Raw genomic sequence first — 22,627 nt, forward strand, 5'->3', positions numbered from 1 at the left:
GGCTCCGCGCCAGCTTCCGTCGCTACCGTCGCTCAACGCTCCCACGACTCAACCGAGCGTGATCGCGACTGCACAAGGATGGCCATGAATATCGCCGTGCCGGACATCGGAACGCTTTTCCCAATTCCCTCGCAAACAAGCGCTCACGATAAAAGGTTCCTGTTGCAGACCATAGCTCTCACCAAGAGAGTCCTGGGATCGTTTTCTTACGTCGAGATCGGCTCTTATCTCGGCGGGAGCCTGACCCCGTTTCTGCTGGACCCCGCATGCAAGGCGGTGCTCTCAATTGATGAAAGAGGGCGGCAACAGCCAGACGAGAGGGGCGCCAAGTACGACTATTCCGGAATTACGCACCAGACCATGATCGATAATCTGGTGTCGCGTGGCGTTCCGACGTCCAAGCTGACAACGTTCGATGGCTCGGTAGATTCGGTCCAAGGGGCGGAAAACAGCTTCGATGTCGCTTTCATCGATGGCGAGCACACCGATATCGCCTGCTTCAGGGACTTCCTGTGGACGCTTCCGCTGGTGAAGAGCGATGCGATCGTTCTCTTTCATGACAGCGCGCTGGTCTACAAGGCTCTCCGCATGATCAGCCTGTACATGAAGAAGTCGGGACAAAAGCATTTGTTCGCGAAGAACAATGAGTCTGACGTCACGGCCCTCTTCCTTGGAAAATTCGCCGAGATCGATTTCGCGAGAGAGTTCGGTCAAGCCGCGAACTGGGATGAGTTTTTCGACAAGTCGGAAACGGAGGTCATCCAGCACGTTCTGAAGAACAGGGTGAGCATTCAATTCGACGCGGTCGTCACCCCGGTCAGGACATTCCCTGCCTGATCAGCGCAGCCCGTGGAAGCGCGCCCGCGGGCGGCAGTTAACAGTCATTAACCATATCTGCCGCATACATGGACTTTGGATCGCGCCTTTGATTCGGAGCCGAAAATGCTGCGCTGGATGGTACCTGCCCTGGCAGCGATGCTGACGGTTTCAGCCGCTGTTGCCGCCGATCTGCCGGCGACGCCGAAGCGACGGGCCGCCGCTCCGCCGCAGGAACCGCCAAAGGTCTATGTCGAGACCGATCCGGATGCGCTGATCTCGCCGGCCTATGGCATCGGCAGCTACATCCGCAATCTGCCGGGCACGCCGCTGCTGCCGGGCTCGCATACCCTGCCGGGTTACTACGGCCGCCCTTGGGACTACGACTATCAGGGCTCGTATTACGGCGGGAAGCAGGTCGATTATTTCTGGCGCCTGCCCTACTCGTGCGGCATCTACGGTTATTGCTGATCAGCCGGGATCAGCCGGCCTGGCCGACCGGCACCACGCGCGGCTGCATCTCGGCCGATCGCCGAGGAGCGAGCCGCTCCGCCTGCATCACCGCAAGCGTGAGCACCACGATCGCAACCGTCTGGTGCGAGAGAGCGAGATCGATCGGCACCTGGTTGAGCAGCGTAAGGATGCCGAGCACCGCCTGCACGCTCACGGCCGCGAACAACCAGAGCGCACCGCTCGCCGCCGAGCCGGCGCGTGAACGCACCGCGTCGAACGCGTGCAGCGCCGCCAGTGCGAACAGCAGATAAGCCGTCATGCGGTGCTCGAACTGCACCGTCAGCACATTGTCGAACATGTTGCGCCACCACGGCGTCTCGAACCACAGCCGCTCCGCAGACGGAATGAAGGCGCCGTCGATCTGCGGCCAGGTGTTGTAGGCGCGTCCGGCGCGCAAGCCCGCGACCAGCGCACCGAAATAGATCTGGATGAAGGTCACGATCACCAGCACCGCGCTCGTGAACCGCAGCCGCGCGGGAACGGCAAGCTGCGGCCGATCGGCGAGCCGCCGCACCGTCCAGACGATGCCGGCGAAGATCAGCAGCGCCAGCACCAGATGCGTCGCGAGCCGATATTGCGACACTTCGACCCGCTCCGACAGACCCGATGCCACCATCCACCAGCCGACCGCGCCCTGGAGACCGCCGAGCCCGAACAGCAGCCACAGCCGCCGCTTCAATTCGCCGGAGAGACCGCCGCGCCACAGGAAGAACAGGAACGGCAGCAGATAGGCAACCCCGATGAAGCGGCCGAGCAGCCGGTGGCTCCATTCCCACCAGAAAATCTGCTTGAACTCGGAGAGCGACATCCCGGCGTTGAGCTCGCGATATTGCGGGATCTTCTTGTAGGCCTCGAACGCGTCGGTCCATTGCGTCTCCGACAGCGGCGGCACGCTGCCGGTGACGGGCTTCCACTCGACGATCGACAGGCCGGATTCCGTCAGCCGCGTCGCGCCGCCGACCAGCACCATCAGCGCGATCAGGGCGGCCACGGAGATCAGCCACCAGCGCACGGCGCGTGAGTTTTTCGGGGCGGAATTCGTCGTCATTTCAGGGGCAAGACCAAGCCTTGTATCTAAGCTACTTGAACCGGACTGCGTGCCCCTTATAGTCCCCCGCTCCCGCAGCGCAAGTTACGCGAAAGCCGCAATATTCCGCCATGACGATCCGCACCCGCAAGTTCTTCGGCGCCATCCTGCTCCTGGTGCTGGCCACCGTCTGGGCCCTGCTCGGCATGGCGGCGGCGCAGATGCCGTGGATCGCCGAGTCCGGCTGGCGACAGGCGATCTACTATGTGGTGGTCGGCATGGGCTGGGTGCTGCCGGCGATGCCGATCGTGAGCTGGATGCAGCGGCCCGATCGCGCCTAACCCCGCAAACGCGCTTGCGCGCTTGTCGGATTTGAAGGCTCTAACCATCGTTGAGTCAGCTCGTAACACTGCCCGTCGGTTTCACCGGCGCAAACGCCACACCGGACACCAGCACGCGCATCATGCGCAGCGAGCGCATCCTCCCGTCCCAGAAAATCCGCGGCAGCGCACGCAGATTGGTGCGGCCTTCCGCATCTACGATTCCCGAAATGGTCGACACCGCGCTGGCAAAACCGGCCTCCTCCGCCATCACGACGTGGCTGCGCCGAAACGAGGCGCGATCGCCGAACGGAAACGCCAGATGCCGAATCTCGCGGCGGAAGGCCGCTTCCGCCACCGCCCTGCCCATCGTCATCTCGCGCAACGCGGCGACGTCCTTTATGTTGGCGAGAACGGGATAGTTCACGGTCGCGCTGCCGATCGTGACACTCGGGTCGGCAGCTAACTTGGCCAGATCCTCCCAGTCCATCGACGCCTCGCGCGAGAGTGCGGCAAGATCGATCCGGTAGCGCGTGCAGAGATCGGCGATCGCCACCGACAAATCTGCCGGCGGCAGCGAGCGCAGCCAGCTCTCGAGGAACGAAAACAGCGCCTGCTTCTCGGCATTATCAGTAACGGTAAAGCGCTGCTCCCTGTCGCCCATTATCAGGTTGATCCGGCTCTCGCGCGCGATCACCTGCTCGAGCCCGAGCCACCACGCCTCGCCGACGCCATCAGGAAAGGCGGTGGGAACGTAGAGCGTGAACGGCACGGCGTGGCGCGCCAGCACCGGATAGGCGAAGCTGATGAGGTCCTTGGCAGCACCGTCGAAGGTGAGCGCCACGAAGCGCCGCTTCTCCGGCAGCGTCACCGCGCGCCGGCAGACCTCGTCCATGCCGAGAAAATCATAATTCCAGCGCTTCAGCGCGCGAATAGCACGATCGAGAAATTGCGGCGTGATCTCGTTTTGGCGCAGTGGCTGGAACGCACCGCTCCGCCGCGGCCGCACGCGCTCGAAGCGCAAGATTGCGCCGGCGCCACGGCTGCGCAGCAGCGGCTGGCCGGTGAACCAGGCCAGCTCGAGCCGCAACCGCTCCAGCCATCTGTCGTCGGATGCCAATATCCCACCTTCGCGTTCGCCGGCGGCCCGTTCCCTCAGCTATTGTCATTACCCTTTGTTGACATTTATTTGCAAAGGTCGGCCACAGGCCGAAATACGCATTTTTCGTTTTCTCGACAGGTTTCGCGGATGACCATGGCTGCGGCGATGCAAAGCCGGACGGCAGAATCGCCAGCGCGGTCGAAAGCGAGCCGTATCGCGCATGTCGACCTCATCAGCGATATTGCAGAGGCTGAGGCGGTCTGGCGCGCCCTCGAGGAGCCCGGTCATCTCTTCACGCCCTATCAGCGGTTCGAGCTCCTGGGCTCGTGGCAACGATCGGTCGGGGAACGCGAAGGCGCCCGTCCCTTCGTCGTGATCGCCCGCGACGCCGGGCAGACACCGCTCGCGCTGCTCCCCCTCGCGCTACGCCAGGGCCACGGTGTGCGCACGGCCTGCTTCATGGGCGGCAAGCACACGACCTTCAACATGGCGCTGTGGAACGCTGAGTTCGCAGCACAGGCTGTCACCGCCGATCTCGACGTACTGTTCGCGCCTTTGCATGACCAGGTCGACGTGCTCGCGCTGAGACAGCAGCCGAAGCGCTGGCACGACCAGCAAAACCCGTTTGCCATGCTGCCGCAGCAGAGCGCGATCAATGGCTGCCCGCTGCTGGCGATGGAGCCGGGCGGCCCGCCGGCATCCCGGATCAGCAACTCCTTCCGCCGCCGGCTGAAGAGCAAGGAGAAGAAACTACAGGCGCTCGCCGGCTATCGCTACCACCTTGCGACGACGGACGCGGACGTCACCCGCCTGCTCGACTGGTTCTTCCGGCTCAAGCCGGTACGGATGGCCGAGCAGAAGCTGCCGAACGTCTTTGCCGAGCCGGGCGTCGAACAGTTCATCCGCAGCGCCTGCCTCGCGCCGCGCGGCGAAGGCCGTGTCATCGACATCCATGCGCTCGAATGCGACGACGAGGTGATCGCGATCTTCGCCGGCGTCGCCGACGGCCAGCGCTTCTCGATGATGTTCAACACCTACACGATGTCGGAGCACGCCCGCTACAGCCCGGGTCTGATCCTGATGCGCTACATCATCGACCGCTACGCCGAGCGCGGCTATCGCTCGCTCGACCTCGGTATCGGCACGGACGAGTACAAGCGCATGTTCTGCAAGGACGACGAGGACATTTTTGACAGCTTCGTGCCCTTGACCTCGCGCGGCAAGCTCGCGGCGATGGCGATGTCCTCACTCAACCACGGTAAGCGCCTGGTCAAGCAGAACCAGATGCTGTTCGACCTGGCGCGACGGCTGCGGCAAGCGTTCGGTTAAGCACCGAGGCGCTCCCTCTCCTTACGCCGCCACCACGCGCGGTCCTTCCATCCCTTCCGACGGCTGCACCGGCCGGCTCAGCATCGTCACTTCGCTGAAGCCGACGGCCTTGAGCTGCTCGCACATCAGCACGCGTGCATCCGCCTCCATCGAGACATCGGGCACCACGACGGCGCGAGCATTCGCCGTCAGCAGCTCTGCAGGCAAGTCTTCGGCACTGCCGGCGTCAACGAGCACGTGGTCGTAGGCGCGCAGCAGGGCATCGATCGCGAGCGTCACCCGCGGCGACTGAAGCAGGCTGCGATCGAAGCTGGGACGGCCAGCCATGACCAGGTGCAGCCGCGAGAGCTTGTCGCGCGTGATGACCTGCGCAAACGAGACCTGCCCTTGCATCAATTCCGCAAGACCGGGCGCCGTCGGATCGACCGACACCGCAGCAATCGTCGGCGAGGACGCGGCGAGATCGACCACGACGACGCGCGCGCTGCGTGCGAGATGGCGGGCGAGCGTCAGGGTCGACAGCGTGATGGCATCGCCCGAGGCGGTGCCGAGCACGGTGATCTTCTTCGCACCCGCCCCTGCAGCAATCAGGCTTTCGGCCAGTTGCCCGATCTCTGCAAACTCGCTGACATCGGCATTGGCCGTCATCGTTGGCTGAAGCGGGGCCGGCTCGATCTCGACCGCATCGACAACCGGCGCATCGACGACCGGCTCCTGGCGAGCCACAGACCGCGGGAGCGCAGCAAGGGCGCGCGGCGCGGTCTGGCGCAGAAGCTCACCGGTGACCACGAGACCTGACGAGAGCAGCAGTGTCGCCAGCGTCGCGATCAGCACGATCGGCAGCTTCTTCGGATAGGCGGGCGTGTTTGAGACGATGGCGCGCGAGATGATGCGGCCTTCCGCCGGCGCGGAATCGATGCTCTCGCGAGTGCTGGCCTCGCGGTATTTTCCAAGATAGGTCTCGAGCAGGTCGCGTTGCGCCTTGGCTTCACGCTCGAGCGCACGCAGCTGAACATCCTGACCGTTGGTCGAGGTCGCCTGCTTCTTGAGCTGCTCGAGGCTCGCGGTCAGGCCGTCGACCCGGCCGCCGGCGATCCGCGCGTCGCTTTCGAGCGAGCGCGAGATCTTGGCCGCCTCGTCACGGATCTGATTGTCGAGGTCGCCGAGCTGCGCCTTCAATTCCTTGATCCGCGGGTGATTGCCTAGCAGCGTAGACGACTGTTCGGCGAGCTGAGCACGCAGCGTCACCCGCTGCTCCGACAACCGCCGCATCAGCTCGGAGTTCACCACCTCGGAGGCCTCGATCGGCTTGCCGCTCTGCAGCATCTCCTTGATCAGCCGAGCCCTGGACTCTGCGTCAGCCCTCATCGAGCGTGCATTGTTGAGCTGGGTGTTGACCTCGCCCATCTGCTGGTTCGACAGCGTGGTGTTGTTGGTGCCGACGAACAGCGACGATTTGGAGCGGAAGTCCTCGACCTTGGCTTCGGCGTCGGAGACCTTCTTGCGCAGGTTCTCGATCTCGCCCGAAAGCCACTGGCTGGCGTTGCGGGCCTGATCCTGGCGCGCATTTTGCTGGAGCACGAGATAGCCATCCGCGATCGAATTGGCGACGCGCACCGCCAGCTCGGGATCCTGCGACTGGAATTCGACCACGATGACGCGCGACTTGTCGACGGAGTAGGCCTGGAGGCGATCGTAATAGGCGTCGAGCACGCGCTCTTCCGGCGTCATCGAAAACGGATCGCGGCCGATGCCGACCAGCGCCGCGAGCGACTTCAGCGGGGAGACGCCTTGCAGCACCGGGTCGAACTCGGGGCGCTCCGCAAGCTTGTTCTTCTTGATGATCTCACGCGCGAGGTCGCGCGACAGCACGAGCTGCACCTGGCTGGTGACGGCCTCGGGGTCGAGCGCCTGCCGCTCCTCGGTGCTGCGGTCGCTGCTCGGGCGCAGGAACACGTTCTCGCGGCCGTCGATCAGGATGCGCGACTCGGATTTGTAGCGCGGCGTGATGAGATTGACGATCGCGACGGAGGCGACGAGAGCCAGCATCGTCGGCACGATGATCCAGCCGCGCTTGCGCGCAAGCGCGCCGCCAAGCGCGTGCAGATCGATGTCACCAGATTCGGCTGATGCCGGCTGCGCAACGGCCGGCGCGGGCCGAGCTTCAACTCTGGGCTTGGTCTCAGGCTTAGCCTCAAGCTTGGCCTTCGAAACGGCCCGCTCGATGACGGCCTTGTCCTTGCCGGCACGCCAGAACGCTAAACGCATCGAACACTCCCGCAGGGCAACGCCACACATGTACCTCAATGGGGCCGATTACACTCCATTAAGGTTGCCGCTGGGTTAATCGCCACGTCTCGCGAGCAACGCACGCGCGCTCGTCACCGTTTGTTAACCACGAGGCCCCTTAATCCATCTCGATATTTCGAGAACATTGTTCGGCATTCGCCGTCGAGCGCTGGCTTTGATCATGCCCCCCTCTCCCGACCAGCCGCTTCGCATCCTTCACGCCGTACGTGCGCCCGTCGGCGGCATCTTCCGGCACATCCTTGACCTCGCCAACGGCCAGGTCGATCGCGGTCATCTTGTCGGGATTCTCGCCGACGGCCTGACCGGCGGCGAACGTGCGGACAAGGCGCTGGCTGAACTCGCGCCGCGGCTGAAGCTCGGCGTGCATCGGCTGGCGATCCGCCGCGAACCCTCGCCGGAGGATTTCCTGGTTTGGCTGCGCATGCGCCGCCTGATCGCCACGCTCAAGCCGGACGTCCTGCACGGCCACGGTGCCAAGGCCGGCGCCTTCGTGCGCATGCGGCGCCGCGCGGACGACACCATCCGCATCTACACCCCGCATGGCGGCTCGCTGCACTATCCGCTCAATACCCTGAAGGGCGAGTTCTACGCGCGGCTCGAGCGTACGCTGATGGATGCGACGGATTTGTTCCTGTTCGAAAGCGCCTTTGCCCGCGACACCTACCAGCGCATCGTCGGCACGCCCAAGGGCGTCGTGCATTGCGTCTTCAACGGCGTGACGCCAGAGGAGTTCGAGCCCGTCGTTATCGCCGACGATGCCACCGACCTCGCCTATGTCGGCGAATTCAGGCACATCAAGGGCGCCGACCTCCTGGTCGACGCAGTGGCGCGGCTGCACGAGAACGGCAAAAGGGTCACGCTGACGCTCGGCGGCGACGGCGAGGAGACGGCGACGTTGAAAGCGCAGGTCGGGCGGCTCGGCCTGGCGGACGCGATCCGCTTCACCGGCCACGTCAAGGCGCGCTACGGCTTTTCCAAGGGGCGCCTGTTGGTCGTTCCCTCGCGCGGCGATTCCATGCCTTATGTCGTGATCGAGGCGGGCGCGGCCGGCGTCCCCATGATCGCAGCGCGCGTCGGCGGCATCCCCGAGATCTTCGGGCCGGAGAGCCCGGCCCTGTTCGCGACGAGCAACGCCGAAGCCATGGCCGAGGCGATCGCGACCGCGCTCGATAATCCGCAGGGAACCGCCCAACGCGCAGTGTCGCTCCGCGAGCGGATCTCGACGCATTTCTCCCAGCAGGCGATGGTTGACGGCGTGATCGCAGGTTACCGCGACGCATTTGCAAATCATTAACCATCATTAAGGCCGCTTTAGAGAATCTTCCGATTTGTCCGATAATCGAGGTGCCAGGGGATGCTTGCCCGGGGATGCAAAGCCGCGCCCGCGGGTCGTTGGAATGGACGTGGACGCCTGTGGAACCGCTCAACGCACGCTCGATGCTCGATGCCGCAACCAGCGCCGCGGCCAAGCCGGCTGACCAGCCGTTTGTCGAGCGACGCCGCCGCCTGACGCCGGCCGCACTCGACGTCGTGAACCAGAAGGTCGCACGCGCCTATTCGCCGATCGTGATCACCGGCTTTGCGCGCGCCATCGATTTCGCGCTGCTGAGCGTGATCGGCATCGCCGTGTATGTCGCATACGTCATGCCGCTCGTCGGCTTCAGCTGGGTCTATCCCGCAGAGATCATAGCCGTCGCGCTCGCCGCCGTGGTCTGCTTCCAGGCCGCCGACATCTATCAGGTGCAGCTGTTCCGCGGCCAGCTTCGACAGATGACGCGGATGATCTCGTCCTGGTCGTTCGTGTTCCTGCTGTTCATCGGCATCTCCTTTTTCGCCAAGTTCGGCAGCGACATGTCGCGGCTGTGGCTTGCCGCGTTCTACTTCCTCGGCCTTGCGGCGCTGGTTGCCGAACGCCTGGTCCTGCGTTCGCTGGTGCGCAGCTGGGCGCGCCAGGGCCGGCTCGATCGCCGCACCATCATCGTCGGCTCCGACAGCAATGGCGAGCAGCTGGTCGAGGCGCTGAAGGCGCAGGAGGATTCCGACATCCACGTGCTCGGCGTGTTCGACGACCGCAACGACAGCCGCGCGCTCGATACCTGCGCCGGCGCGCACAAGCTCGGCAAGGTCGACGACATCGTCGAATTCGCCCGCCGTACCCGGGTCGATCTGGTGCTGTTCGCGCTGCCGATCTCGGCGGAGACGCGAATCCTGGAGATGCTGAAGAAGCTCTGGGTGTTGCCGGTCGACATCCGCCTCTCCGCGCACACCAACAAGCTGCGCTTCCGACCCCGCTCCTATTCCTATCTCGGCGAGGTGCCGACGCTCGACGTGTTCGAGGCGCCGATCACCGACTGGGATCTGGTGATGAAATGGCTGTTCGACCGCGTCGTCGGCAGCCTCGCGCTGCTCGCTGCACTTCCCGTGATGGCGCTGGTGGCGCTGGCGGTGCGGCTCGATAGCCCCGGCCCGGTCCTGTTCCGCCAGAAGCGGTTCGGCTTCAACAACGAGCGTATCGACGTCTACAAGTTCCGCTCGATGTATCACCACCAGACCGACCCGACCGCATCGAAGGTCGTGACCAAGAACGATCCGCGCGTCACCCGCGTCGGCCGCTTCATTCGCAAGACCAGCCTCGACGAGCTGCCGCAGCTCTTCAACGTGTTGTTCTCCGGCAATCTCTCCCTGGTTGGCCCGCGTCCGCATGCGGTACAGGGCAAGCTGCAGAGCCGCCTGTTCGACGAAGCCGTCGATGGCTATTTCGCCCGCCATCGCGTCAAGCCCGGCATCACCGGCTGGGCCCAGATCAATGGCTGGCGCGGCGAGATCGACAACGAAGAGAAGATCCAGAAGCGCGTCGAGTTCGACCTCTATTACATCGAGAACTGGTCGGTGCTGTTCGACCTCGTCATTCTCCTGAAGACGCCGCTCTCGCTGCTGACCAAGAACGAGAACGCGTATTGAGTTGTGGTCCCCCAGCCCCACTGTCATCGCCCGGCTTGACCGGGCGATCCAGTAATCGCCGGCAGCGGAAACTGCCACGAACAGCTCGGAGTACTGGATGCCCCGCCCCAGTGCGCAAGTGCGCACAAGGCGGGGCATGACGACGGAAGTATTGTGTTTCCAGTAGCGTGAGCGTGTGATGGTGTATGCGGCAATAGCCGGGGAAATGAATGCAGCGGTTCGCGCTGCGCCCGGCGTGCTGGCCCTCCAGCGCGCGCTGGTGTGGCTGGTCGGTGCGTCCGGCGCGATCGTCTTCATCGAGCCGAGCCCCTACGAGATCGCGACGCTGCTCGCCACCGTCGCCTTCTTCGCCACCGGCCTGCGGCTCAAGCTCGTGCTGATGCCACTGGTGCTGGCTCTGGTCCTGCTCAATGTCGGCTACACCATCAGCGCGATCCCGCTGCTCGACCAGTCCGAGGTCGCAAGCTGGATCGCGACCTCGTGGTACATGGCGGTGACCGTGGTGTTCTTCGCCATGGTGACCTCCGAGGACACGGCGGCGCGCCTGGACATGCTGCGCCGCGGCCTCGTGGTCGGCGCGATGATCGCATCGCTTTCGGCGATCGCCGGCTACTTCAACCTCGTTCCGGGCGGCCACGATCTCCTGACGCTGTACGAGCGCGCACGCGGCACCTTCAAGGACCCGAACGTGCTCGGCGCCTTCCTGATCCTGCCGGCGCTGTTCGCGCTCCAGAGCGTGGTCTCGGACAAGCTGGCCAAGGCGTTCCGCAACGTCATCGCCTTCGGCATCATGTCGCTGGCGATCCTGCTCGCCTTCTCCCGCGCCGCCTGGGGCGGGCTGGTCCTGACCTCGGCCTTCATGCTGGCGCTGATGGTGCTGACCAGCCGCACCAATGCGCAGCGCTCGCGCATCATCATCATGGCCATCGTCGCGGTGGTGCTGGGTCTCGCGCTGATCGCGGTGCTGCTGTCGTTCGATTCCATCGCCGAGATGTTCAAGCAGCGCGCGAGCTTCGACCAGAGCTATGACGAAGGCCGCTTCGGCCGGTTCGGCCGGCACATTCTCGGCGCGGAGATGGCGCTCGACCTGCCGTTCGGCATCGGTCCCTTACAATTCCACCGGTTCTTTCCCGAGGACACCCACAATTCCTATCTGAACGCCTTCATGTCCGGCGGCTGGCTCTCCGGCGTGTGCTATCCCGCGCTGGTCTTCACCACCGTCATCACGGGCCTCCGCCACGTCTTCGTCCGCGTGCCCTGGCAGCGCGCTTATCTCGCGGTGTTCGCGGCCTTCGTCGGCACCGTCGGCGAGAGTTTCGTGATCGACACCGACCACTGGCGGCACTTCTGGATGATGCTCGGCGCGATGTGGGGCATGATCGCGGCCGCACAGGCCTACAAGATCAAGTCTGGCGAGGATGCTTCTTCAGCTTGAGCGCGGGCCGCTTCTCCGGCGGCGTGTCGAGCAGGCCCTTCAGTGCAGCGGTCGCCGCAAGCACGCCCTTGTAGCCCTCGTTGGCGAAACGCAGCAGCAGGCGCAGTTCCTCGTCGGAATAGGCGTTCCAGACCTTCTCCATCGCCTGTTGCATCGGCACATAGAGCTCGCCGATCTTCATGGCGGTCTCCGGCACGACGGCGATGTAAACCTTGCGGCGATCGGCCTCGTCCCGCTCGCGGCGCACGAGGCCTGCCTTCTCGAGCCGGTCGACTACGCCGGTGATGGCGCCGGTCGTGAGCCCCGTCACCTCGGCAAGCCGACCCGCGGTCACGCGTCCCTCGAGATAGAGGATGTCCATGCATTCGAGGTCGGAGTTGGCAATTCCGGCTACGTTTGCAACGGCTTGCCCATAGAGCACGCCCTGCGCGGACGACCGCCGCATCGCCTCTTCCAATTCTCCCAGTAGTGCCGTGCGCGCCTTCGCCCTTGACAAGGCTCACCTCATCTCTTAGTCGATATATATCTTAGTCACTAAGAGATTTAGTGACCGTAATTTTTCCTAGCATCACGGAAACGTCGGGAGCAAGCCAATGCCTCATCGTCCCCGCAAGGCCCTGATCATCGGCGCCGGCATCGCCGGGCCCGTAGCCGCGATCCTGCTGCGCCGCGCCGGCATCGAATCCGCGATCTACGAGGCCTGGCCCTACTCAAAGGGCATTGGTGGCGGTCTCCAGATCGCGCCGAATGGCATGCAAATCATGGACGAGATCGGGCTCGCTGGCGAATTGATCAGCCGCGGTTCGATCGCAGAGTCCTTCGACTTCTATTCGCAAGAAGGCCGAAGGCTCGGCTCGATCAACCGCGACATGGCTCGGCGCTTCGGCCAGCCGGCGGTCAATGTCTGCCGCGCCACGCTGAACGAGATGCTGATCGACAAGGCCTGGTGCGCCTGTGTCTCGCTCTATTTCGACAAGCGCCTGATCAAGATCGAGGATCGCGGCGACCAGCCGATCATCGCCTATTTCGCCGACGGCACTACTGCCGAGGGCGACTTCCTGATCGGCGCCGATGGCGTGCATTCGATCACGCGGCGTCAGGTGGTGCCGGACGGGCCAACGCCGTTCAACACCGGCCTGATCGGGTTCGGCGGCTTCGTGCCCCATGCCGTGCTCGACGGCCGCGCGATCGGCCGGCATGTCGAGACCACCTTCGGGCAGAGCGGCTTCTTCGGCTACGGCTATTGCAGCCCGGATCCGAGCGACGGCGTGATGTGGTGGAGCACGCAGCCGGCGCACGGCATGGATGCCGCGATGTTCCGTGCGCTCGACGCGGCGACGCTGAAGCAGCATCTGCGCGGCTTCCATCACGGCTGGCACGATCCGATCCCCGCCATCATCGAGGCAGCCGAGAACATCGTGGTCACCGACACGCTCGACGTCGCAACCTTGCCGACCTGGTCACGCAAGCGCTCGCTGCTGATCGGCGATGCCGCGCATGCAACCAGCCCCCATGCCGGCCAGGGCGCTTCGCTCGCGCTGGAAGATGCGATGCGGCTCGCCCGTCTGATGCAGGAGGGCCAGGAGCTAACCGCCACCTTCCAGGCCTTCGAGGCCGAGCGACGCCCGCGCGCGGAAAAGATCGTTGCTCTGGCGCGCCGCAACGGCAACAGCAAGCGCGAATTCAGCGCCACCGGCGCCTGGATGAGAAATCAGATGATGAAATGGCTGTTGCCGTTGGGATCGAAGAGCATGGAGTTCATGTACGCGTACGACGCGCGGGCGGTGTAGGAGTCCTCCTCCCTCTCCCCGTTCTTACGGGGAGAGGGTCGGGGTGAGGGGCTGCCTCCGCGAAAACGGTGAAAGTTGGACTCGCGGAGACTCCCCCTCACCCGCCGCGCGTTCCGCGCGTCGGCCTCTCCCCGCAAGCGGGGCGAGGCGAAGAAGGCACCTACTTCTCCACCGCGAACGTCAGCCCCGCATGCTCCCGCAAGCGCTTGATCAGCTTGTGCTGCATCGCTGCGCCTGGGGTCCAGAGCCCGGCCGGAACATCCGGCGTGTCGCGCAGCAGGCAGATCGCACATTCGGAAACCATCTTCGCCGTTGAGGCATAGCCCGGATCGAGATCGCCCTTCACGGCCGCGCGGACCTGACGGCCGTCGGGCGCAATCGCGACATAAAGCAGGTCGTAATGGCCGTTGTCGCGCTCTTCCTTCGACGGTCCCTCACCGGGCTTGAGCGCCTCGGGGCCGGTCTTTTCGCTGTTGGCGGCCATGACGCGCCTGGCGTTGACCTGTCCTTCGTCCCCCGCTCCCGTCAGCACCATCTCGTCGTAGACGAAATCCCTGCCATACGGGAATCCCATCAGCATGTTGGAGCGATGGACGTTGCGCGTGTTGAGCGTCGCCATCGCGAACGGGGCGGACCAGGATTGCAGGTCCTCCTCGAAAACCGGCTTGTTGCCACGCGGCTGCTTGGGTCCTTCGAAGCCGGGCGTCAATGCAAACGGGTCCTTGAGGATCGAGACCAGGCTGAGGTCCTGCGCAACCGCCTCGAAGGTGACCCTCGCGCTCGCCGAGGTGCCGCCGGAGAACTTCCAGCTGAGGTCGCGGACGCGCCCTTTGACGCGCGGCGCCGGCGCTCCGAACACGCGCCTGGCTTCCTCTTGCACGAAGAACGTACCGAGCTCAAAGGGGATTGAGTCGAAGCCGCAGGAGAATATGACGCGCGCGCCACTCGTCCTGGCGGCCGCTTCATGCTTGTCGATCATCTGCTTAAGCCAGATCGGCTCGCCGCAGAGATCCATGTAGTCGGTACCCGACGCAACGCAGGCGGCAAGCAGGTCGGACCCATAAAGCTGGTACGGACCGACCGTGGTGACGACCAGCTTCGCCTGACCGACCATCGCCCGCAGCGACGCAGGATCGGCGGCATCCGCAACGATGAGCGGTGTGTCCGCGGGTGCGCCGATCGCGTCGCGAACGGATTCGAGCTTGTCTCTGCTGCGCCCCGCCATCGCCCATGCCGGCGCCCCCTCACCGAGGTAGTGCGTGGCGAGATATTCGGCGACGAGCTGGCCGGTATATCCCGTTGCGCCATAGACGACGATGTCGAACTTCGCGGACACGGATCACGCCTCCTTGGGGATCGCAGACCCTATGCTTCCACTGCGAACGTCAGCCCCGCATTGTCCCGCAGCCGCTTGATCAGCTTGTCCTGCATCGCTGCGCCCGGGGTCCAGAAGCCGGCGGCGACATCGGTCACGTCGCGCAGCATGCAGATGGCGCATTCGGAGATCATCTTCGAGGTCGAGCCGTAGCCGGGATCGCGGTCGCCGGTGACACCGGCGCGGACCATGCGGCCGTCGGGCGCGATCGCGACATAAAGCAGATTGAAGAGCCCGTTCTCGCGCTCTTCCTTCGACGGTCCCTCACCCGGCTTCGGCGCGCTCGGGCCAGTCTTCTCGGCGTTGGCCGCCATCACGCGCTTGGCGTTGGCCTCGCCCTTCTCGCCGGGACCTGTCAGAACCATCTCGTCGTAGACGAAGTCCTGACCGTAGGGAAAGCCCATCAGCATGTTGGAGCGATGGACGTTGCGGGTGTTGATCAGCGCCATCATGAACGGCGCGGCCCAGGATTGCAGATCCTCCTCGAGCAGCGACCTGTTGCCCTTCGGCTGCTTCGGACCGGTGAAGCCCGGCGTCAGCGCGAACGGGTCGTTCAGGATTGCAATGAGGCTGATGTCCTTGGCGACAGCATCGAAGGTCGCCTTGGCGCTCGCCGCGGTGCCGCCCGACAGCGTGCCGCGCATGTCGCGCACGCGGCCTTTTACACGCGACGCCGGTGCGCCGAACACGCGTTTGGCCTCTTCCTGCACGAAGAACGTACCGAGCTCGAACGGCACGGAGTCGAAGCCGCAGGAGAATACGATGCGCGCGCCGCTTTCCTTTGCAGCCGCCTCGTACTTGTCGATCATCTGCCGCATCCAGATCGGCTCACCGCAGAGATCGAAATAATCCGTGCCGGTGGCGACGCAGGCCGCGAGCAGTTCCTCGCCGTAGAGCTGATACGGACCGACCGTCGTGATCACCGACATCGTCTGCTCTGCCATCGCCTTCAGCGAGGCGGCATCCGATGCATCCGCGACAATGAGCTGCGTATTGCCAGGCGCGCCGATCGCATCGCGCACCGATTTCAGCTTCCCAAGGCTGCGCCCCGCCATCGCCCATTTGAGTGTCTTGTCGCTCTTATAATGCTTAGTCAGATATTCTGCGACGAGCTGACCGGTGAAACCGGTCGCGCCGTAGACGACGATGTCGAATTTCGCAGAGCTCATGGTCGACCTTTACTTCTTGGCGTAACTCACGCCCATGCCGGCGCGGACGTCGCTTTGAATCCCATAGGGCGGAATCGGATAGCGCAGGCCGTTCCTGGCCAGCGCCTTCATGCCCTCGATCGCCTTGGCGAGATGCGCAGGCTTCAAGGCCATCAGCATCTCCTCGTCCGGCACGCCGCCATAGCGCCGTTCGGCATAGCATGGCAAGGACAGGCTGGGCTCGCCGCTCTTGAGCGCCCGCCCCCAGGAATCCGCGCAAGCGGTCTCACCGACCACCCCCCATTCGAACTTCTTGTAGCCGGTATATTGCAGCCCGTTGATCAGGATGATCATCTGCCCGGGCGTCGCGTAAACGAGGCAGATGTCGGGCGGATCGAGCCGCCCGCTCGCAAGCGGACTGACCGCGAGCGCCTGATATTGCCCGAACGGAACCACGTCCAGTGCCTCCTGGCGCTTGCGCGCATCCTCCGCGGTGCCGTGCCAGACGCCGACATAATTTTCGCCGGCAAGCCATTTCTCGTCCTGCGGGCTGAGCCCGATCACAGCGCGGCACTGCGCGCCGACGAGATCGTCGCCGGTAATGCCGACGGTCCACCCCAGGCGCGAGGCCATGCTGACGATCTGGTCGGTGGTGTGGACCGCATTCGGCCGCCTGATCTTCGGGATCGCCTCCATGTCCGCGGCATGCGCGAACAGCTTCATGCCGATCACCGTGGTCTTCAGCCGCAGCAGGCTGTTGAGATCGGCCACCAGGCCGGCAAGATCGATCGTATCAGCGGCTTGCTGCTGCATGGCATCCTCCCGGCGCGCCGATTCCGGCGCCTCTGTTGGGCCTCTCGGGCCCGTTCTAGTCCTTGGCCGGCCCGGGAAGCAACTCGCTGGTCCGGCCCACGAGGCGGGAGGCCACAAGCCCGATCCATTCGCGCATAGCCGTATCGGTCCGGCCGAGACCATCCGCGCCGATATTGGTGAACGAGAACAGATCGTCGCGTCCGCCCATCCGCCAGTCCACGGGATAGGCTTCGACGTCAAATCCAGCCGTGCGGAAAATTCCGACCGAACGCGGCATGTGATAGGCCGACGTCACCAGCAGCCAGCGCTCGCCCGGCTTCGGCGCCACCAACCGCTTCGTGAAGATCGCATTCTCGTACGTGTTGCGTGACTCGCGCTCCAGGATCAGGCGTTCTCTGGGTATGCCGGTATTTTCCAGGATGGGGGCAGAATAGTCGGCTTCCCTGGCTCCCGTTGCGACCAGGTTGCCAGAGCCCCCTGTAAAGACGATGCGCGCATTCGGATAGCGGCGCGCAAGCTCGGCAGGGGCAAGCAGGCGATCGGCCGCGTGCGAGACCACCGGCGTGTGATGTGCTGCCGACAGATCGGTATCGACTGAGCCGCCCAGCACGACGATGCCGTCGGGGACACCGCGCGACGGATCCCACGCGGGAAAGCGCGACTCCAGCGGATAGAGCAGCAAATTGCCGAGCGGCGAAAACGCGGCGAGCGCGAGCAGAACCAGCGTGGTCGCGGCCAGTTTCCGGCCGAGCCCGGCAAAGCGCGTTGCCATCAGCACGACCGAGATGATCCCGAGCTCGACCAGAAGATTGATCGGCACCATTGCGGCGCCAAACGTCTTGGAAAGAATGAAATACAGGAGAAACCTCGCTGAAATGATCGTGGTGCGCGGGCTTGACCCGCCCGCCCATTCAGAAATCTTCTTGGGAGAGGATCGATTGCCAGGTCAAGCCGGGGCATAACAGGATCTGCATAACAGGATCTCACGACAAGTTCTGATGAAACCGATTGGACGCGGCAAATGACCCATCATCACCTGCATTCAAGTCCCGAAACCTGCCATTGGGGCTTCTTTGAAGCCGCGCTCAAGCCCGCCCTCACCATCGCCAGCGGCGATGAGGTGACAGTCGATACCATCAGCGGCGGCCCGGACATGCTGCCGGACCGCAGCAAGTTTCACATTCCGCCGGAGATGTTCGAGGTTCATGCCAAAAACGAGCGCATGCTTCCCGGCCACATCCTGACCGGCCCGATCGCGGTCGAAGGCGCCGAGACCGGCGATGTGCTCGCAGTCGAGATCCTCGACGTCCAGCTCCGCCAGGACTGGGGCTGGAACATGATCAAGCCGCTGTCCGGCACCCTGCCCGACGACTTCCACGAGACACGAATCCTCAACATCCCGCTGGACCGGTCGCGGATGGTCGGCCGGATGCCGTGGGGCCTCGACCTGCCGCTAAAACCATTCTTCGGCGTGATGGGCGTCTCGCCGCCGCCGGCCTGGGGCCGCATCTCCTCGCTCGTTCCCCGCGCCATGGGCGGCAATCTCGACAACAAGGAGCTCGGCGCCGGCGCGACGTTGTATCTGCCGGTGTTCGTCCCGGGCGCGATGTTCTCCTGCGGTGACGGTCATGGCGTGCAGGGCGACGGCGAGGTCTGCGTCACCGCGATCGAAACGGCGTTGCAGGGCCGCTTCCGGCTGACGCTGCGCAAGGATTTGCGGTTCGACTATCCGCGCGCGGAGACGACGACCCACTACATGACCATGGCGATGGACCCCGACCTCGACCAATGCGCGGTGCGGGCGCTGCGCGACATGATCGTGCTGCTTGGCGAGACGCGAAACCTGTCGCGCGAGGACGCATATACACTGTGCAGTCTCGCGGCCGATCTGCGGGTGACCCAGACCGTCAACGGCTCCAAGGGCATCCATTGCATGATCGAAAAGGCGATCGTGCACGGCTGACCGCGCCGGCACTTCCTGACCACTCCACGCGCGCCCACCGCCTGGACATGCCGGCGGCGCGCTGAATCACGTCTGATTTCGTTCGCGATTCCAACGGGCTAAGCGATGGGCTCAGCCTGCATTTGACTTCTGCCCCTGAACCTAAATAGAGTCTTAATCGTTACTTTTATGTACCCGAGTAAGAGGCTAGCGTTCGGGCCATGGCCACCGAAAAAGCCGAGACTGACCGAATTCCCGTAACCTTGGCGCTCTCGACCATCACCTACCTGGAGAAGTTGGTGAGACAGGGCACCCACGGCACCAGCGTTCCCGGCGTCGCGCGGACATTGATCGAGGAAGGCATCCGTCTCGCCATCAAGGACGGGCTTTTGTCGATTCGCGACAATGGCAGGACGTGAGCGCACGCCGAACGTGAAGCGGACGGATCTCGAGGAGCGGTTGGTCGATTGTCGCAACCTGGGACCGTTACAATGCCTGTTCTCTCACCAACCTGGACCAACGAACGCATCGAACTTCTGAAGCAGCACTTCGAGGCTGGCCTGTCCTGCCGCGAGATCGCCGCCGACATCGGCGTCAGCCGCAACGCCGTGATCGGCAAGCTGTCACGCCTCAATCTCACGCGTGGCCGCTCGGTCGACGAACGCAGGCTCCAGGATAGGAATCAAGACAGGAATCAGAACAGGCCTAGCGCCCCACGCGCGCCAAAAGCGGTGCCCCGGCTGCAATTTGAGATGCTCGCCACGATCTACGGCGAAGCGGATGGGCCTGTCGCGACCGGGCCGATCGACGAGGCCAATCGCTGCTCGCTGATGGAGCTCGGCGAAAACCGTTGCCGCTGGCCGATCTCGACGCCCGGCGCCGAGGATTTCTGCTTCTGCGGCAACGCCGCGCACGACGGACAGTCCTATTGCACCGGCCACAGCCGCCTCGCCTACCGGCCAAACTCGCGTGGGCGTGTCATGCGCGGCTGAAGCCCGCCGTCCCCCTGCCCCACAACGAAAAACCTCCGGCAGGGCACTACCGGAGGTTCTCTGGAGGCTTAGCGTGAAGCTAAGAGCCGAGATCATTTGGAACCGGCTGACAGATATATACCTGAGCAACTCAGGTAAGTAAATAAGTTTGGTGGCGATGGATTCGCATAGCTCGTCTTCGCCGTCCGTGCAGGAGAGTTCGGTTTCTCGAAATCACCACCGCTCCAGAAAAAAGCCCCGGCGGTTTCCCGCCGGGGTCTCTGATCGATTTGCGCGATCGATATTAGAAGTTGCGCTGAGCGCGCAGCATCATGGTCACCGAGTTCTGGTCCTTCAGCTCATACACCGCAGCCGGCTTGGCGGCAGTCGAAATCGCCGGGACAGTGACGGCGCCGGAGTACTTCTGGTCCAGACGCGACCAGCTCAGGTCGGCCGTGAACGCCAGGTTCTTGACCGGAGTCCAGACGGTGTTGACACCGACGACGCCGAAGTTGAAGTCCGGGTTACAGGTCGAACCGGCCACCGCGATCGGAGCGAAGTTGGCGCAGATCAGGGCCTTGCCCGTGGTACCGTACTTCAGCTGGGCATAACCGCCGTACACGGCGCTCGCCCAGTTCGGGCTCCAGTTGTGGGTATAGCCACCACGGATACCCCAGGTCTTGACGGTGTCGATGCTGCCGCCGGCACCGAAGACGCCGTCAGCAAGACCGGCAAAGCCGATGCTCTGGTACGCCGTGCTGCTACCGCCGAACATGAAGAAGCTCTGCGGGAACAGGCTCTGGAAGTTGTAGCGCGTAGCACCGTCCGTGTAGACGGCCTGCAAGTTGACAACGTCGCCCGCACCAGTCGGGATGTTCTTGATCGACAGCGAGCCCTGCACAGCCCAGCCCCACTTGTCCGACGGATGACCGGACGGTTCCGTTTGTGCGTAGTAACCAGGATGCAGGTCATGCGCGGCAACCGAGAACTGGGCAAGCCCCCAGGCCTGGTCAACACGAACAGCACCGGTGATATCGGGGACGCGCGTTCCACCCCAAGCGTTGACGCCGTAGTTGCCCTGGATGAGAGCGTTACCAGCGTTTGTAGCAGCGGAGGAAAACAGCGGGACACCCGCACCACTAACAGAACCGCTGGCCGTGAAGGCGGTAACGTTCCACAGGTTCGACTGGCCGTTCGACGCCGTCGTCTCCTCCTCCAGCGCGATCGAACCGGTGATGCCCTGGCCGAAGTCAGCGGTATAAGCGAACTGGTTTATACCGTTGGTGTGATTGCTGCCGCCCGGAATGGAGTCGGGACCGCCAGCCGGATAGCTCTGCCACGGGGCATCGAAGATCGAGACCGTGCGGCCCATGGTGAACCCGGCGAACTGGATGAACGCATGGAAGAGACCGAGCGCAGGCGCACTCGGCGAGATCGCCGACGGGCTGCTGCCGGTGACGTTGGACGTATCATAGGTGAAAACCATGTCGGCGTAGGTGCGAACAACGCCGTACTCGGTCGCCGTGCGGGTATCGACATTGAGGTCCATACGGGCGCGGCTGTAGTAGTAGTTGGTCAGACGGTTGTTCGACCCACCGTTTGCACTGCTGGTGCTGTTATTGAAACCATAGTCGCCAGCGCCGCCGAGAATGGCGTCAGCGCGGACGTAACCACCCAGCTTGATGCAGGTGTCGGTGCCGGGCATGTAGTAGAAACCCGCACCGTAGAGCGAGCAGATCTTCACGTATTCGACCGCCTTGGCCTTGACCGGAAGATCAGCCGCCTGAGCTCCACCGACGGCGATCAGGGTCGCCGCAGTGCCGAGCAAAAGGCTCTTCACCACTTTCATATTAAAACCTCCAAGTTGCTCATTTTACAGAGACCGGACCGTGAGGCCCCCCAGATCTCCGTCTCTTCAAATCCGCTCGGCCGCTTAGCGCTTTCGGACACACCCGCATTCGACGCGAGGGACGTGGGCGAACCACCTGCAACGGGACGATCGAGAACCCCCCACCGTCACGGATCAATATGCCTGCGCTGTTCCCTTAATCAAAATAGTTTATTAGATCAGGTTTATGGTTTCGCCAGCTCTGTGTCCGTGGCGCAACACCGGATCTGGCGCGCCAAAAAAGCTGATCGGATCATGTTTGTAATTTCGGTGATATAATTACCCTGCTCTGCACTTGCGTCAGGGCAGACTTGCGTGAACTATGGCAGCCACGAACACCAGCCGGAAAGAAATCGGCTCGCGGGAGTGACGCTGTGTCAGCGACGAGGAAAGAAGGGGCGCGCCTCCGCTCCACCGGCAATCTCGATATCATCAGGCGATTCACCTGGGAGATATCGTCGATCAACATGTATCTGGAGGAGCTGCGTCAGTTCTGGGCCAGGACGCTCGGCATCAGCGGACCGCAATGGCTTATCCTGATGGCGATTTCCGACCTCGACAAGGAAGACGGCGTGCCCGTCAACGTGGTCTCCAAGCTGCTTCATGTCGACCCGTCCTTCGTCACCACCCAGTCCAAGCTGCTGGAGAAGAAGGGCCTGCTGCGCCGTCGCCCCTCACCGACCGACGCCCGCGTGGTGCGGCTGTCGCTGGTCGATAAGACCCAGAAGCACATCGCGAGCCTTAACGAGCAGTACACGACGATTCGCGAATTCGTCTTCCAGGAGTTCGATGAGAACGAGCTGACGGAGTTCACCACCAAGCTCGCGACGCTGAAGACCCGGCTCGAAAAGGCCTGCGTCAGGATCTCCCTCGACTTCTGAGGCGCG

Annotated in this window: 21 protein-coding genes; 12 read left to right on the plus strand and 9 right to left on the minus strand. The window is 63.8% G+C overall.

Going from position 1 to position 22,627, the window contains the following annotated elements; translation table 11 throughout:
• The first annotated feature begins 84 nt into the window (after positions 1-84).
• Complete coding sequence (locus ABID59_RS35330; RefSeq protein WP_354086420.1) at positions 85-837, plus strand: class I SAM-dependent methyltransferase; 753 nt, start codon at positions 85-87, stop codon at positions 835-837.
• A gap of 105 nt (positions 838-942) precedes the next feature.
• Complete coding sequence (locus ABID59_RS35335; RefSeq protein ID WP_354086421.1) at positions 943-1,287, plus strand: hypothetical protein; 345 nt, start codon at positions 943-945, stop codon at positions 1,285-1,287.
• 10 nt (positions 1,288-1,297) lie between these two features.
• Here the strand turns inward: ABID59_RS35335 and ABID59_RS35340 are convergent, their stop codons facing one another.
• The gene (locus ABID59_RS35340; protein ID WP_354086422.1) at positions 1,298-2,377 is read right to left on the minus strand and encodes a COX15/CtaA family protein; all 1,080 of its coding nucleotides are present in this window, start codon (positions 2,375-2,377) and stop codon (positions 1,298-1,300) included.
• Between the two features lie 110 nt (positions 2,378-2,487).
• On the opposite strand from ABID59_RS35340, the gene ABID59_RS35345 reads away from it, so the two are divergent.
• Positions 2,488-2,697 (plus strand): DUF2842 domain-containing protein, encoded by a 210-nt coding sequence (locus ABID59_RS35345; RefSeq protein WP_354086423.1) that lies wholly within the window; start codon positions 2,488-2,490, stop codon positions 2,695-2,697.
• Positions 2,698-2,752: 55 nt separating this feature from the next.
• Here ABID59_RS35345 and ABID59_RS35350 read toward each other — a convergent pair whose 3' ends face one another.
• The gene (locus ABID59_RS35350; protein ID WP_354086424.1) at positions 2,753-3,796 is read right to left on the minus strand and encodes a polysaccharide deacetylase family protein; all 1,044 of its coding nucleotides are present in this window, start codon (positions 3,794-3,796) and stop codon (positions 2,753-2,755) included.
• Positions 3,797-3,925: 129 nt separating this feature from the next.
• On the opposite strand from ABID59_RS35350, the gene ABID59_RS35355 reads away from it, so the two are divergent.
• Positions 3,926-5,107 carry a GNAT family N-acetyltransferase gene (locus ABID59_RS35355; RefSeq protein ID WP_354086425.1) on the plus strand — a complete coding sequence of 394 codons (1,182 nt, stop codon included), beginning with the start codon at positions 3,926-3,928 and terminating at the stop codon, positions 5,105-5,107.
• Between the two features lie 21 nt (positions 5,108-5,128).
• Here the strand turns inward: ABID59_RS35355 and ABID59_RS35360 are convergent, their stop codons facing one another.
• Positions 5,129-7,375: a GumC family protein gene (locus ABID59_RS35360; RefSeq protein ID WP_354086426.1), complete on the minus strand. Its 2,247-nt coding sequence runs from the start codon at positions 7,373-7,375 to the stop codon at positions 5,129-5,131.
• A gap of 202 nt (positions 7,376-7,577) precedes the next feature.
• On the opposite strand from ABID59_RS35360, the gene ABID59_RS35365 reads away from it, so the two are divergent.
• From ABID59_RS35365 to ABID59_RS35375, 3 genes are all read left to right on the plus strand, one after another.
• Positions 7,578-8,711, plus strand: coding sequence for a glycosyltransferase family 4 protein (locus ABID59_RS35365; protein ID WP_148753578.1), 1,134 nt, complete (start codon positions 7,578-7,580; stop codon positions 8,709-8,711).
• A 119-nt stretch (positions 8,712-8,830) separates the two neighbouring features.
• The gene (locus tag ABID59_RS35370; protein ID WP_354086427.1) at positions 8,831-10,378 is read left to right on the plus strand and encodes an undecaprenyl-phosphate glucose phosphotransferase; all 1,548 of its coding nucleotides are present in this window, start codon (positions 8,831-8,833) and stop codon (positions 10,376-10,378) included.
• 178 nt (positions 10,379-10,556) lie between these two features.
• Positions 10,557-11,813, plus strand: a complete 1,257-nt coding sequence (locus ABID59_RS35375; protein ID WP_354086428.1) for an O-antigen ligase family protein — start codon at positions 10,557-10,559, stop codon at positions 11,811-11,813.
• Here ABID59_RS35375 and ABID59_RS35380 read toward each other — a convergent pair.
• Positions 11,782-12,258, minus strand: a complete 477-nt coding sequence (locus tag ABID59_RS35380) for a MarR family winged helix-turn-helix transcriptional regulator (RefSeq protein WP_148753575.1) — start codon at positions 12,256-12,258, stop codon at positions 11,782-11,784. The two genes, ABID59_RS35375 and ABID59_RS35380, sit on opposite strands and share 32 nt — an antisense overlap.
• 148 nt (positions 12,259-12,406) lie before the next feature.
• On the opposite strand from ABID59_RS35380, the gene ABID59_RS35385 reads away from it, so the two are divergent.
• A complete protein-coding gene (locus ABID59_RS35385) occupies positions 12,407-13,603 on the plus strand; it encodes an FAD-dependent monooxygenase (RefSeq protein ID WP_354032712.1) in 1,197 nt (398 codons plus the stop codon).
• Positions 13,604-13,763: 160 nt separating this feature from the next.
• On the opposite strand, the gene ABID59_RS35390 is transcribed toward ABID59_RS35385, so the two are convergent.
• Genes ABID59_RS35390 through ABID59_RS35405 form a run of 4 tightly spaced genes read right to left on the minus strand, consistent with a single transcriptional unit; the run spans position 13,764 to position 17,762 of the window.
• A complete protein-coding gene (locus ABID59_RS35390; protein ID WP_354032711.1) occupies positions 13,764-14,939 on the minus strand; it encodes a saccharopine dehydrogenase family protein in 1,176 nt (391 codons plus the stop codon).
• Between the two features lie 29 nt (positions 14,940-14,968).
• A complete protein-coding gene (locus ABID59_RS35395) occupies positions 14,969-16,147 on the minus strand; it encodes a saccharopine dehydrogenase family protein (RefSeq protein ID WP_354032710.1) in 1,179 nt (392 codons plus the stop codon).
• A gap of 9 nt (positions 16,148-16,156) precedes the next feature.
• A complete protein-coding gene (locus tag ABID59_RS35400) occupies positions 16,157-16,939 on the minus strand; it encodes a DUF169 domain-containing protein (RefSeq protein WP_148753571.1) in 783 nt (260 codons plus the stop codon).
• Between the two features lie 55 nt (positions 16,940-16,994).
• On the minus strand, positions 16,995-17,762 hold the full coding sequence (locus ABID59_RS35405; RefSeq protein WP_354032709.1) for a YdcF family protein: 768 nt from the start codon (positions 17,760-17,762) through the stop codon (positions 16,995-16,997).
• 198 nt (positions 17,763-17,960) lie between these two features.
• On the opposite strand from ABID59_RS35405, the gene ABID59_RS35410 reads away from it, so the two are divergent.
• From ABID59_RS35410 to ABID59_RS35420, 3 genes are all read left to right on the plus strand, one after another.
• Positions 17,961-18,902, plus strand: coding sequence for an acetamidase/formamidase family protein (locus tag ABID59_RS35410; protein WP_354032708.1), 942 nt, complete (start codon positions 17,961-17,963; stop codon positions 18,900-18,902).
• 200 nt (positions 18,903-19,102) lie between these two features.
• On the plus strand, positions 19,103-19,300 hold the full coding sequence (locus ABID59_RS35415) for a hypothetical protein (RefSeq protein WP_007603456.1): 198 nt from the start codon (positions 19,103-19,105) through the stop codon (positions 19,298-19,300).
• A 72-nt stretch (positions 19,301-19,372) separates the two neighbouring features.
• The gene (locus ABID59_RS35420; protein WP_354032707.1) at positions 19,373-19,873 is read left to right on the plus strand and encodes a GcrA family cell cycle regulator; all 501 of its coding nucleotides are present in this window, start codon (positions 19,373-19,375) and stop codon (positions 19,871-19,873) included.
• 283 nt (positions 19,874-20,156) lie between these two features.
• Here the strand turns inward: ABID59_RS35420 and ABID59_RS35425 are convergent, their stop codons facing one another.
• Entirely contained in the window at positions 20,157-21,701 is a 1,545-nt protein-coding gene (locus ABID59_RS35425; protein ID WP_354086429.1) for a porin, read from the minus strand.
• 413 nt (positions 21,702-22,114) lie between these two features.
• Here ABID59_RS35425 and ABID59_RS35430 point away from each other — a divergent pair, with 413 nt between their 5' ends.
• Entirely contained in the window at positions 22,115-22,621 is a 507-nt protein-coding gene (locus ABID59_RS35430) for a MarR family winged helix-turn-helix transcriptional regulator (protein WP_354032705.1), read from the plus strand.
• Positions 22,622-22,627 lie beyond the last annotated feature (6 nt).

This window comes from Bradyrhizobium sp. S3.3.6, assembly GCF_040546905.1.
GTDB classification, from domain to species: Bacteria; Pseudomonadota; Alphaproteobacteria; order Rhizobiales; family Xanthobacteraceae; genus Bradyrhizobium; species Bradyrhizobium cytisi.